This window comes from Pseudomonas migulae (genome assembly GCF_043225285.1).
Classification (GTDB): Bacteria; Pseudomonadota; Gammaproteobacteria; order Pseudomonadales; family Pseudomonadaceae; genus Aquipseudomonas; species Aquipseudomonas migulae_C.
In genome coordinates, this window is the sequence record NZ_CP171224.1 from 1,134,355 (window position 1) to 1,147,998 (window position 13,644).

Here is a 13,644-nt window from a genome sequence, read left to right on the forward strand (position 1 = left end):
CCAGCTTGCTGGCGATCCAGACGACGCGGACATTCATACACACCGCGTCATCGTTCATCGCCGGCAAGCCGGCTCCTACAGGGATTTCTAAGGGAGGTAGAGGCGGAACACGCCACCGCCCAACGGCCCACCATTGCTGATTTCAGTGCGCCCGCCAATGCCATTGCGCTGATGCAACGCGGCGATCCGCCCGGCGAAATACAGGCCCAGGCCAGTACTGCCGCTGCTGTGGTTGATCCCCTGCACGTAATCGGCCTGACGCTCGATCATCTCGGCCGGATAACCCTCACCATCATCATTGATCGTCAGCACCAGTTGCCCGGCATCATCGCTGACGCTGATCAACACCGAGTGGCGCGCATAGCGGATGGCGTTGTTGATGCAGTTGGCCAGCACCGAGGCAACCAGTTCGCGATCGAAAAAGCCCAGCGGGCTCAGGGGGTCTACTTCATATGTCGCCATCAGGCCGCGACTGGCGAACACGTCCTGATGACAGGCCAGCTGCGCCTCGATGAAATCATCCAGCTCGTGGTAGGCCGGTTGCAACGGCATCTGGTTGACGCCGAGTTTGTAAAGCCCCAGCAACTGCACAAGCATGTCGTTGAGGTGGGCGAACTCGAACTCGATCACGCCCTGCTCCGGGGAATGCCGATCAGGGTCGGGCAAACGCGCCAGCCAGTGGCTGTGGGCCTGCATCAACATCGCCAGGGAGTTCTTCATGTCATGCACGGTGGAGGCGATCACCGTGGAGAAATCCAGTGCCAAGTTGTCTTGGGTCATGCGCCGAACGCCTTGATTTTCAGTTTCTGATAACGCGCGTATCGCGCATCGGTGTCGGGCATCATGCCGACCATTTTCAGGCAGGCCCGGCACTCTTCCAGTTCCACCGACGTCACCGTGATGTCGGCGCCGTGCAACAGCGACTGCGCCATGTTCAGCGCGATACTGATGTTTTTCGGTTGCAACGCCAGGGCCTTGCGGAATATCTCGCGTGCCTCGGGCAGGTTGCCGGTCTTGTAAATGCGCACGCCCTGGCGGTTGAGGTCTGCCGCCGCGTTGCAGGCATTGAGGATGTTCGGGTCGTCGGTCAGCTTGACGATGTTCTGCATCACCACCGGATCGTCACCGTAGATTTCCATGCAGTTTTTCAGCATCGAGGCGCCGGCATCATGCTGCCCGAGCATTTGCAGTTGCTTGGCCACCAACAGGGCCGCTTCGGCGCTCATGAATTGCTCCATGCCATCGAGGCGCAACATCGCTTGCTCGGTGAGCTTCTCCGCAGTCTCGGCATCGTTGAGCAGCAGGCTGGTGGCTTTCATCAGTCGCGCCCGAATCTGCAGGCCCGGATCGGAAGGGTTTTCCTTGGCCACGGCGCTCAGCGTCGTGTTGATCTCCAGCCGCGTGCGGGTATCCAGGCCTTTCTCACTGCCCTTGCTGATCAAGGCATGGGCCAGGCCGAGGTTGCTTTCCGCGTCCTTGAAACGTGACTGGGCCCCCTGGCTCACCGCCTGCCGGTAGGCTCTGGACGCCGTGTCGTAATCTTCGTTGGCCATCGCCAGCTTGCCCAGCAGCGCCTGCCGGCGCACGGCCAGCGGCGACAAGCGAATCGCCTCCTCCAGCACCTGCTGCGCGCCCTTGGTGTCGCCTTCGGCAACCAGCACGTCCGCCATGCCGTCGTAGATCGCCGGCATCATGGGGAATACTTTCAGGGCTTTTTCGTAAACGCCTTTGGCCAGGCTGATCTGACCGCGCTTGAACATCAACTTGCCCAACCCGGCAAACGCCCACGGCAAAGGCCGGTCGGCGATGATGCTGTCGTACAGACGCTCCAGTGCCTCGTTCTGATTCAGATCGCGCAAGGCATCGGCGCGGTAGCGCAGGCACAACGGCGAATAGCGGATGTCTTTTTTGCACAGCTCGATGCAGGCATTGAGCACTTCAACCGGCTTGCCCCGATCGAGGGCCTGCAGGATCGGCTTGAGCAAGGTCTTGCGCTGCTCCAGACGCTCCAGGCGCTGGGCCAGGCCCGAGCGGTTGAACGGCTTGGTCAGGTACGCATCGGGCTCGTGCTCCAGGGCACTGAGCACCATCGCCTGACTGGTCTCGGCGGTGACCATGACAAACACCGCTTCGTGACTGATCAGCTTCTCGAGCATCAGGTCTTCGAGTACCTGCTGACCATTTTTCTTGCCATCGCCGAGGTGGAAATCCTGCAGGATGAAATCGTAGGGCTTCTGCGAACACATGCGCAGCGCCTGCTCGCCCGAGTCGGCGGTGTCCACGTCCTTGACGCCCAGCTCACGCAGCATGGAGCGAACCGAACTGCGGAAATCCGAGAAATCATCGACGATCAGAAAGCGCTTTTGGTGATACGACAGCATCGAAGATTTCCAGGCAATTTGAAGTAGAAGATCATGACTGTCCGGGTTATCGGCCAGCAGGGCCATTCTCTTGAAGAAATGGGAATGCATTCATCCGGCACGAGTCCAAATTTCAAGGGCTCCTGAAGGTGGTTTAAATATTTGAAGGCGTTATTGAAAAACGGGATTATCCTGATTTATTGCAACGCGTCAGCCCCCTCGTTTCAGATCAAGACGCTCCCTGTTGGCAAAGGCAGAAAGTATGAACACCACACCCAATCGCTCGGCAACATCCAATGAGCGTAAGGCGCTGCGCCCCAGCACCCTGGACTTTCCAGTGGTGGGCATTGGCGCGTCGGCGGGCGGGCTGCAAGCGATCAAACTGTTTTTCGAAAACATGCCGCAGGACAACGGCATGGCGTTCGTGATCATTCTTCACCTCTCTCCCGACCACCAGAGCATCGCCGACAAGATCGTCCAGGAATCGACGCAGATGCCGGTGTTGCAAGTCACCGAAACGGTGTCCATCGAGAAAAATCACGTCTATGTCATCTCACCGGCACAACGCCTGTCGATGAACGATGGTTTTCTTGAAGTCAGTACCAGCGACGCACGGGAAACCCGTCACGCCTCGATCGATCTGTTTTTCCGCGACCTGGCGGACGTGCACCGCGAACGGGCCTTCTGCCTGGTCCTGTCGGGCACCGGCTCCGATGGCGCCGTCGGCCTGTCGCGGATCAAGGAACAGGGCGGCATCACGCTGGCCCAGGCACCGGAAGACGCGGAGTTTGACGGTATGCCCCGGGCCGCCATCGACACGCGCATGGTTGACCTCGTGCTGCCGGTCGTGGAAATGCCACAAAAACTGCTGGAACTATGGCGCAACTCTCAGGAAATCAGCTTGCCCAACGTCAACGACCCCGAATTGCAAACCATCGCTGCCATTTCCGAACGTGAAGCGCTGATCGCCGAACAATTGCTGCACGACATTCTCATCCAGTTGCGCACCGGCACCGGTCACGATTTCAAGCACTACAAACGCGCCACCGTGCTGCGCCGGATCGAACGGCGGATGCAGGTCACGGCCCAGCCCGACCTGAAAGCCTATTTCCTTTATCTGCAAAACAACCCCGAAGAAACCAAGGCGCTGCTCGGCGACATGCTGATCGGCGTGACCAACTTCTTCCGCGATCGCGAAGCCTTCGAAGCGCTGGAGCGCGATGTCGTGCCGCAACTGGTCAGCGCTGCCGTATCGGCGCAGCCGGAAAAAGAAGAAATCCGCGTCTGGTCCGCCGGCTGCTCCACCGGCGAAGAAGCCTACAGCCTGGCCATGCTGGTCAGTGATCAGTTGCAGCTGGACGCCAGCAAGGCGTCGTTGCAACTGTTTGCCACCGACATCGACGAACGCGCGATCAGCGTCGGCCGCGCCGGGCTGTACCCGCAAGCGATCGTGACTGACGTGCCGCCAACGCGCCTGCGGCATTACTTCCTCAAGGAGGACGACCACTACCGGATCCGCAAGGAAATTCGCGAAAAAGTCCTGTTCGCCAAACACAGCCTGCTGTCCGATCCGCCGTTCTCGCAGATCGACCTGATCGTCTGCCGCAACCTGCTCATTTACCTGGATCGCGAAGTGCAGCGCGAGATCCTGCAAATGTTCCATTTCGCCCTGCGCCCGGGCGGTTTCCTGTTTCTCGGCTCTTCCGAAAGTGCCGACGCGTGCCACGAGCTGTTCGCCCCGGTGGACAAACGCAACCGCATCTTCCGCGCCAAGACTGGCACGGCCAACAGCCGCCGCACGCCGACCATGCCCCGCGGCGGCTACGTACGCACCAACGTTTCCCAGCATGTGCCGCCAAACAGCGTGCAGCGCAAGATGTCGGTGGGCGACATTCACCAGCGGGCACTCGAACAGTCCGCGCCGCCGAGCATGATCGTCGACGGCAACGCCGACATCCTGCACATGAGCGAAAGCGCCGGGCGTTTCCTGCGGCATGTCGGCGGCGAGATGTCGCGCAACCTGCTGACGCTGATCCTGCCGGAGCTGCGCCTGGAATTGCGCACCACCCTGTTCCAGGTCCAGCAGAGCAACCAGTCGGTGAAATCCCGCGAGGTATCGATCAAGCGCGATGAGCGGCGTTATCTGATCGATCTGGTCGCTTATCCCTACAAGGAGGAAGGCTCGGACAGCGAGTACACGCTGGTGATTTTCGAAGAGGTCGAAGTCGATCCTTCCGAGCTGGCGGCGACCACCGTGCTGCAAACCGAAAACCAGGTGCTGTCCAACCTCGAGCGTGAATTGCAACGCACCAAGCTGCACCTGCAAGACACCATCGAGCAGTCGGAAGTCTCCAGCGAAGAGCTCAAGGCTTCCAACGAGGAAATGCAGGCGATCAACGAAGAGCTGCGCTCGGCCACGGAAGAACTGGAAACCAGCAAGGAAGAATTGCAGTCGATCAACGAAGAGTTGCTGACGGTCAATTTCGAGCTGAAAACCAAGGTCGAAGAAACCGACAAGATCAACGACTACCTGACCAACCTGATCGCCTCCACCGACATCGCCACGGTGTTCGTTGACCGCAGCATGCGCATCAAGTGGTTCACTCCGCGCGCCACCGACATCTTCAGCATGTTGCCGGTGGATACCGGGCGCTCCCTGCTCGACATCACCCATCGCCTGCATTACGACAACCTGGCCGGTGATGCGGCGCTGGTGTTCGAATCGCTGAACATGATCGAGCGCGAAGTCAGCAGCACCGACAACCGCTGGTACATCGCTCGCCTGTTGCCTTACCGCTCCAGCGAAGACCACATCGACGGCACCGTGCTGACGTTCATCGACATCACCAAGCGACGGGCTGCCGAAGAAGAACTGCGCCTGGGCGAAGAACGCATGCGCTTGGTCGCCGAAAGCACCCGCGACTACGCGATCATCACCCTCGATGAACACGGCGTGATCACCACCTGGAACAAGGGCGCCGAGCTGATTTTCGGCTACAGCAAGGCCGAGGCCGAGGGCGCCTATTACGACTTCATTTTCTCCCCCGAGGACCGTGCGGCGGGCGCGCCTGAAACAGAACTGCAAACCGTGCGCGCCCATGGCCGCAGCGATGATGAGCGCTGGCACCTGCACAAGGATGGCAGCCGGTTCTTTTGCAGCGGCGAAGTGACCCTGCTCAGCGGCGACAACCTTCAGGGCTACGTGAAAATCGCCCGGGACCTGACCGGCCACAAGCGCCAGCACGAGGAACAGACCCAGGAGCTGGCCGAGACCCGCAACACCAACTACCTCAAGGACGAGTTCTTTGCGGTCATGTCCCACGAACTCAAGCATCCGCTGAACCTGATCCAACTCAACGCCGAATTGCTGCGACGCCTGCCGGTGACCAAATCGCTGGCGCCGGCGGCCAAGGCCGTCAGCACCATCTGCGATGCCGTCACCAGTCAGGCGCGGATCATCGACGATCTGCTGGATGTGGCGCGGATTCGTACCGGCAAGCTCAAGCTGCAACCGGTCGCCGTCGACCTCGTCAGCGTGCTGCGCGATGTCTACACCGTCGTGCTCAACGACCAGCATGACGTCACCGTTGAATTGCTGGTGCCGTCCGACGCGCTGATGGTCCAGGCCGACCCGACACGCCTTGAGCAAATCATCTGGAACCTGGTGAACAACGCACTGAAGTTCACGCCGCCCAAGGGCCGTGTGCAATTGATCGCCAGCCAGGCAGGGGAGATGGTGCGCCTCGACATCAAGGACAACGGTGCCGGTATTGCCCCCGAAAATCTCGACCACGTGTTCGATTTGTTCGGTCAGGCAGAGAAACAGCACATCACTCACAACCGCGAAGGGCTGGGGATCGGTTTGTCACTGGTTCGTCAGTTGACCGAAGCGCAGCACGGTTCGGTGGAAGTCAGTTCTGCCGGCATCGGCAGCGGCTGCACATTCACTGTCTACCTGCCACTGGCCAGTACCCACGATGAATCACAGCCTGCCATTCAACCCGAAGAAGCGTCAGGAAGACTGCGCGGCTTGACGATTCTTTTGGTGGACGATTCCGCCGATGTGCTGGAAACCCTGAAAATGCTGCTGGAGATGGAAGACGCACAGGTGATTGCCTTCAATCTCCCGACAGCGGCGCTGGACGCGGCGAAAAGCACTCGGTTCGATCTGATCATTTCCGATCTCGGCATGCCGGTGATGAACGGTCACGAGCTGATGAGTGCCCTGCGCCAATTGCCGCTGGTCAAGGATGTGCCGTCCATCGCCCTGACCGGCTACGGCGCCCACAGCGACATTCAGAAGTCACGGCAATCGGGCTTTGACCAGCACATCGGTAAACCGGTGTCCTACGATGACCTGATCGACACGATCGAGACGCTGCGACGCACCCAGCGCTGAAAGTCGGTTCAACTCAGATAGGCGCGCTGCACGCAGGCGCGCCGGTCGATCGCCTGCCGGAGCCGTTCCTTGTGATCGGCCCAGACCTTGGGATCCACCTTGGTCGAGCGCATCAACACGAGCATGGCTTCCTTGGCGGCCAGGTATTCCGACCAGGCATCCTCGGACTTGAGCTTCAAGCGCTCACGGTCGGTCATCTCCATCCGGCGTAGCGCGACAACCGACTCATCGGTGATCACCGGGCTCAGCGTCAACTGCACGCGGTGCGGTGCAGCAAACGCCTGGGTATCCGCGACAATTTCCCGTGCCCGCTGAGTACCCCACTTCAAGGCTGCACAGTAAAGCTCACCGGCGTTTCGGTTATGGGACTCTTCGCATATCACCCAACCATCAGCGCCATACACACCGATAAAGACCTGAGTCACGCCTTCAACGTTGACCCGTGCATGCACCTCGATCTGCACGCCGTTGCTCAGCACCTCTTCGTGGGTGTGCAGAGGAAGTCGTGTGTTGGTCCATAACCAGAACTGGGCGCCTCTGCGTCGCATCGATTTCGCTCCCTGAGTGATGATTGGAGTAAGGCACAGCAATGGGTGTCTTTCCAATGTCGATCGTCGGGTGATCACCCATAAAAAAGCCCCGCCGGACACGTGGTCCTGACGGGGCTTTTTTGACAGCTGAGAGAGCTGGAAATGGATGGTGTCCCAGGGCAGGTTCGAACTGCCAACCTTCCCCTTAGGAGGGGGATTTTTAACCCAGTAGCCGCGACCAAACCCCAGCAAATATTGGCCTAGCAGTCCAAAAGCGTCCGTCAAAACAGGTCTGTACAATTTTTTCTGCAACCACTATGCACCCATGGAATTTACGTGAAAGAGAAACTGACCGCCAAATTGCTGGCTCGCATACAGGTCACTGGCCGCGAGCATGAGATTCACGACACCGCCATAAATGGTCTATTTGTGCGAGTGACCGCCGCTGGAGCCAAGTCATACGTTGTTACCTGGGCTCGGGGCCGGAAAAAACACTGGGACGGGTCGGCATCCTGACGCTAGACAAAGCTCGTGAGGAGGCTATTCAGTATCTTTCAGAAGCCCGCAAGCACGGGGAACCTGTAGCCGTTTCCCAAGGCAGACAAGGTGCGGCACTCCCTTCTCTTCGCGACTTCATCACCGATACCTATTTGCCATGGTTTAAAGCTCACCACAAGGGCCACGAAAAAACCGAACACACGCTTAACAACTTCTTCGAAACAGTTATGTCTCAGCGAATCGATTCGGTAACTGGGCGGGATCTAGAGCAAATTCGGACAGCCTGGTTACAATCGGGCAACAAGCCATCGACAGTGAATCGTAAGATGGGCAGCATTAGTGGCGTTTTTAGCAGAGCCGTTGAATGGGGGTACATAGAAACAACTCCACTAGCCAAGCTGAAGCAAATGAAGGTTGATAGCAAAGGCTTAGTTCGATATCTCAGCCCCGATGAAACACTGCGACTCCATACGGCATTGGATGCTCGGCAAGATGAGGCACGCAAAGACCGGGATAGTGCCAATGCGTGGAGGATAGAGCGAAAGAAAAGCCCGCTGAAAAGCTTACAATCCGAGACTTTCACCGACCACCTGAAGCCAATGGTTTTAATAACACTGAACACGGGCCTCAGACGAGGAGAACTATTCGATCTCGAATGGCAGAACGTAAATTTCACAACAAAAATATTAACAGTGGTGGGCGACAAGACGAAAACCCTTGAAACTCGCCACATCAAAATGAACAAAACCACATTCGACACATTGACGCTCTGGCAAAACCAAACAAAAAATGAAGTTGGATATGTTTTCCCTGCAAAAAATAATGAACGACTAGAAGACGTAAAAAGTGCTTGGAAAAACTTGCTGATACGCGCAAAAATCGTAGGCTTCCGCTGGCATGATATGCGTCATGATTTTGCATCGCGCCTGGTCATGAAGGGCGCCCCTCTAGTCGCGGTGCGCGAGCTTCTAGGGCATACAGACTTTAAGATGACTTTGCGGTATGCACACCTCGCACCAGATGCCACAGCCGCTGCGATAGATCTGATTTAGCTAAATCTTAGATGCACGCTTGCGAGAATTAAAGCTGATACTAGCGACGCTTGCACTAATACGTGCAAACGTCGTTTCGCTGACACTGCAACGCAATATATCAAATCACACTCTAGTTAGCTTCATTGAAAAACCCAACGAGTACTCTTCAGAAATATTGTTAACAGCACTTACTATATGCTTTTTGAGCTCATCTATTTTATTGCTCTGCTCAAAGTTCAAGTTGCAAAATTCCTTATATGTCGCAGAGTGCACGACTGCATCAATATCAGAAATACAGTCTTGCACCTGACGCAGAAATTTAATAATAGTAGGATTGGAGTACTCAGAGATAGTTTTCGTCACAGAGCGCCCCTTTATAGAGCCCTTACCGATAATCTCTTGAACCTCTGACAAGCCTTGCTTCATGCCCTCAACGCTGCCTTCACACGCCATAGAATGCTTAATCGCACTCCTATTCATCACGCCCAGCACAACATTTAGGCAATTAACATCCGAATATGGCATCAATAACAAAGAGGAGCCCTGATGTTTTCTAATCGCATTGATAGCGATCGACAAAGAGTCCACATCGGCATCAGACACTAGCTTGGCAACTAGGCAATCAGAGTCTAATATTTCGCAATATGCCGGGCAGCTTTTCCAACCCTTCTGCGCAGAGTTAACACCCCATACGTACAACTTCCCATAGCTATCCAATAGCGACTTACCTTGCTCGTTTTTCTTCTCAAAGGCAGCGATAGTTTTACGGAGCTTAACAGAGCCAGCATTTGCAGTGACTTGTACCGCAACCAGGCTCTTATCATCATACAAATCAAATGCTTCTTGATTTACTTTTTTGAGGTGCGCATCTTTAAACTTACCATATCCGGCAGCAGTAAAAAGCTCTCTCGCTAAAATCTCTACAATTCGAGACGCCTCGCCGAATCCAGAGGATTTTTGCATCTCTAAAAAATGTTTGAGCAATGCTATCTCGGTAGATAGTATTTTTGAAAGCCCAGAAATAGTTAAATCAGCCATTTGCCACCCAGCATCCAAGCTAAGAAATTAGAACCTCAGCGACAATTTACTATTCAAACGCCGAGAGTTTTGACGAAACTACGAATTCGCACGAAATAAAAATTTGGACAATCTGCGCCTCAGCCTTCACCTTCAGTCATGGAAAGGAACATCTCATAAGTTGACTTCCAGCTAGGATTTTTTTCTTTAAATATCGAAAAACTATCAAGTGACTCCATTCTTTTATATACCTCCTTCAGGTCCACGTCGGGGATCTCCTCAAAAAAACCAGACTGAATAATTTTCTCTCCCTTTGTAAATATCTTAGTTTTGCCAGCAAAAAACTGAGGATGAGTGAGAATAGTCGTTGTAATCGTTTTATCTCTGACACTAAGCGTATCCCAAGCTATAAAGTGAGCCCTCAACTTAGAAAGGATGGGCTCACTTGGGTGTTGGGCCGCTGTTACCGCGTTCTTTATATTCATCTCACTATTAGGAAAAGCCGAGATGTTAATACAGCTGTGCGCATCAGCGAGTGCAGTTTTCTCTGCCGCCTCCGTAATCAACTCTTCAATTATCTGAGTTGATGTCTTTCCGCTGACATTTGCCAAGCCTTCTAGGAAAGCTTTGGAGATTGGGCTCACCCTAAGGTGAATCGTCTCAGATTTTTTTCGACCGGCCATGATTTCTCCCCACAGATGGTGTTGCCGATTGGAGAATACACACAAGGCAGACGTGGCACAACGGCAAACGTGGCGCACACCAACATGGCACCACAAATGTGTTAACCAGAATGTGGCGCTACAATATTGTGGCACCACTGGATCGGCTGATAGGTTGACGCCTCTAGCTCAGGAAGCAGTCCCATGAATCAGCAGCACGCAGTCCCTCCTCTGTCCGTCGGTGTAGAAGACGGCGCACGAATGATCGGTGTAGCGAGGTCAATGTTCTATGAAATCCTAGCCCGTGGAGAGCTCAGAAGCTTCAAGCTTGGCCGGCGGCGTCTGGTTTTAGTCTAAGACATGGAGGTGTATATCAATCGCCAGGCCAAGGAAAACAGCACATGAGCCTACGTATCATCGATCAGGCTGGAAACGTACTGGGTACGCTTTACCTGTCAGGAACGGTCCTCTTGGCAGATTTGGAGTCACTACGTCGGCTCGGTGCATATCGGGTGGAACTGATCAAACACTGAGCGAATTGATATGTCCTAACGGGAGGCTTTTTTGTTAGCCAAAGGGGACTGCGAACGTCCTACAGAAATCTCAGGTCGGAAGCTACAGTCCGAGCTCTTTTTTGATTCTGTAAACCGTCGCCTCCCCTGCACCAGCCGCTGTAGCAACCTCTCCAATTGTCATATGCGTAACAGACTGCCCCTTCAGCAGTTTCTCAACAGTCGCCCATTTTTCCGTATTTCTCCTTTTCCCAGGCGCCTTCCAACTTGGATCGGCGGCTTTCTTGTTAGCGATGCCTTGCCGTACGCGCTCCACTCGCTTCTCCTGATCTAGCCGGGCCATCGTAGCCATTAGATCGATAAGCATGTTATTGACAACGTAAAGCACCGAACTAGCTATGTCAGTACCACTATGAACCGACTTTTCGAAAAGCTCCCAGCTAGTAGGTAGATCGACCACGACAAGACGCAGGCCCTTCGCACTGATAGCCCGTTTGAGAGCTTCCCAATCTTCTTGGCTCAATCTAGAAAGGCGATCTACCGACTCAACGCAGAGAATGTGTCCAGGCTTCGCAGCGATGAGGAGACGATGTAGCTCCGGTCGATGCAGCTTCGTGCCGCTGAAATTCTCGGTGTAGATATCGACAACCTGATAGCCGCGCTCGCTCGCGAAAGCTACCAAGGATTCACGGGCACGATTTGCATCTTGATCCTTTGTAGATGCTCGCAAGTAGAGATGGGCGGATACCATGATAAACCTATCGTTTAGAAGTACATATCTATAGATCAACGATAATCTATCATTAAGACTTAATCAAGCATCTAAATGATAGAAGCAATCTACTCAGCTGATTTTCTCGTATAGGTAGACTCAAACGAGAGCTGTGCGTAGTCACCACTCCTTCGCGCTGAAGTCGGCAATGGGAAGCCCCACAACTCTACTCCAGAATTTGGATACAGATTTTACGTGCCCGCTTTTTAAACAAGACCCGCCTGCAGTTCAGGTATTGCCAAATTTCGAGAGAAAGCGCTGCATTGCCAACAGGCGCTTAGTGCCTAGCTTCCATCACAAGCATAGGTATTGACAGAATACTCCCTGCTTGCTAGTAGCATTAGTCCATATTGAAGAACGTATGCTCAACAACGAGGTTTGACTGAAATGGAAATCACTGACGAATGGGTCGAGATGTTTTTTTCTGCGGTAGATGAAAATCGTGTTTTGAAAAGGCGGGAGTCAAGTACGGTTGAATTTAAACGAGTATTCGATTGGGTAACTAAAGAGTTTAAATCGAATATAGGAAGAACGGCAGCGGCTTTTGCAAACAGGGATGGAGGGGTTATAGTATTCGGAGTTGCAGATCAACCGCACACTCTGATAGGCATTGACAACTTCGACAGAGTAGATGACGCAGAAATCTCAGCCTTCTTAAACGAGCATTTCGCGCCGTCAATTGAATTCAGCCGCCATACCGTTAAAGTCGATGACGTAACGTTTGGGGTATTGCAAATAGCACCGGCCCGTGTAAAGCCAGTTGTTTGCATAAAAGACTCTGCCAAAACGTTTGATTCCGATATCTACTACCGCTATTCAGGCAGGTCTTCAAAAATAAAATCTTCTGACCTTTTTATTATGATCCAGGAAGGCCGCGAGGCGGCTCAAAGGAAATGGGTTGATCTGATCACAAACGCAGTGAAAATAGGCGTCGAAAACATTGGCTTACTGAACGTAGCTTCAGGTGAATTAAAATCTTCTAATAATAATACTTTCCTGATCGACGAATCCATCTTGGACAAAATAAAGATCTTGGATAGGTTTTCCGAAAGTGATTCCGGCGCTCCCGCAGTGCGGGTGATAGGAGACGTTATTGACGCTGCTAGGGTCGTAGAACGAGCACGTAATATTCACGAAGAGGATGTATATCTTTCATTTCTTACAGAAACACTACACGCACCCGGGTTAGACTATGTCTCCGCTATAATGAGAATGACATCAGAGTACTATCCTATTTATTTCTTTCTGAACAGCGCCAATGTTCCACTTGATCAACGTGCAAATAGGGTAAATGATATAGTAAGTAGGTTCAAAGTGAAATTGAAGATACTGAAGCGCATTGCAGATGATAAACTGCTTGACGGGAAACGCAAATCATATCCAATATCTAATACGCCGCTAGGGATTCAGCGACGTATGGTTCTTGAAGGTTATCGCTCTGGAGTCCCACTCGAGATTGAAACAGAGCAGGAGTGCAAGGTAGCACTGGAAGCCGTTTTCAGCCTAGACACTGGTGATTTTGACCGAGCCTTTGTGAAAGCGGAACTTTATAGCATTTACAATCGCTATTACCCATTTACCGTAGACGCCACGAATTATTTGTTTCGCTGGGCAATCACATATTTGGACAGAGTATTGGATAGACAGTAAGGCTCTAATAACTGAAGTTCTCATTAAAGAATCAATTGGATTTTAACGGATGAAGAGGATTTTCCGACCTGATAGCATAGAGACTTTTCCTTGTGGGTTTCTTGCAAATGCAGATGATGGCGTTTGAAAGATCAGGTAGTTGGCAATCAACATGCTGAATGCTGATTGTTTTCGCGCTTCGCAATAATTAAACAACCTGCATTATATTTT

Annotated in this window: 8 protein-coding genes, 1 tRNA gene and 1 pseudogene; 3 read left to right on the forward strand and 7 right to left on the reverse strand. The window is 53.5% G+C overall.

Annotation, left to right across the window (positions count from 1 at the left end):
- Nucleotides 1-87: 87 nt before the first annotated feature.
- On the reverse strand, nucleotides 88-780 hold the full coding sequence (locus ACF6ZU_RS05255) for a sensor histidine kinase (protein WP_392890832.1): 693 nt from the start codon (nucleotides 778-780) through the stop codon (nucleotides 88-90).
- Entirely contained in the window at nucleotides 777-2,381 is a 1,605-nt protein-coding gene (locus ACF6ZU_RS05260) for a response regulator (RefSeq protein ID WP_392890833.1), read from the reverse strand. The genes ACF6ZU_RS05255 and ACF6ZU_RS05260 overlap by 4 nt, the downstream gene beginning before the upstream one ends.
- 241 nt (nucleotides 2,382-2,622) lie before the next feature.
- Here ACF6ZU_RS05260 and ACF6ZU_RS05265 point away from each other — a divergent pair, with 241 nt between their 5' ends.
- Nucleotides 2,623-6,759 (forward strand): CheR family methyltransferase, encoded by a 4,137-nt coding sequence (locus ACF6ZU_RS05265; RefSeq protein ID WP_392890834.1) that lies wholly within the window; start codon nucleotides 2,623-2,625, stop codon nucleotides 6,757-6,759.
- Nucleotides 6,760-6,767: 8 nt separating this feature from the next.
- Here ACF6ZU_RS05265 and ACF6ZU_RS05270 read toward each other — a convergent pair whose 3' ends face one another.
- Both ACF6ZU_RS05270 and ACF6ZU_RS05275 read right to left on the reverse strand, forming a co-directional pair.
- A complete protein-coding gene (locus ACF6ZU_RS05270) occupies nucleotides 6,768-7,307 on the reverse strand; it encodes a hypothetical protein (RefSeq protein WP_392890835.1) in 540 nt (179 codons plus the stop codon).
- A 149-nt stretch (nucleotides 7,308-7,456) separates the two neighbouring features.
- A tRNA-Ser gene (locus ACF6ZU_RS05275) sits at nucleotides 7,457-7,528 on the reverse strand.
- 97 nt (nucleotides 7,529-7,625) lie between these two features.
- Here ACF6ZU_RS05275 and ACF6ZU_RS05280 point away from each other — a divergent pair.
- A pseudogene (locus tag ACF6ZU_RS05280) lies at nucleotides 7,626-8,839 on the forward strand (tyrosine-type recombinase/integrase).
- A 105-nt stretch (nucleotides 8,840-8,944) separates the two neighbouring features.
- Here ACF6ZU_RS05280 and ACF6ZU_RS05285 read toward each other — a convergent pair.
- From ACF6ZU_RS05285 to ACF6ZU_RS05295, 3 genes are all read right to left on the reverse strand, one after another.
- A complete protein-coding gene (locus ACF6ZU_RS05285; RefSeq protein ID WP_392890836.1) occupies nucleotides 8,945-9,859 on the reverse strand; it encodes an SMEK domain-containing protein in 915 nt (304 codons plus the stop codon).
- Between the two features lie 119 nt (nucleotides 9,860-9,978).
- Nucleotides 9,979-10,521, reverse strand: coding sequence for a hypothetical protein (locus ACF6ZU_RS05290; protein ID WP_392890837.1), 543 nt, complete (start codon nucleotides 10,519-10,521; stop codon nucleotides 9,979-9,981).
- Nucleotides 10,522-11,115: 594 nt separating this feature from the next.
- Nucleotides 11,116-11,763, reverse strand: a complete 648-nt coding sequence (locus tag ACF6ZU_RS05295) for a recombinase family protein (RefSeq protein WP_392890838.1) — start codon at nucleotides 11,761-11,763, stop codon at nucleotides 11,116-11,118.
- Between the two features lie 408 nt (nucleotides 11,764-12,171).
- Between ACF6ZU_RS05295 and ACF6ZU_RS05300 the strand changes: the two genes are divergently transcribed.
- On the forward strand, nucleotides 12,172-13,434 hold the full coding sequence (locus tag ACF6ZU_RS05300; RefSeq protein ID WP_392890839.1) for an ATP-binding protein: 1,263 nt from the start codon (nucleotides 12,172-12,174) through the stop codon (nucleotides 13,432-13,434).
- Nucleotides 13,435-13,644: the final 210 nt, after the last annotated feature.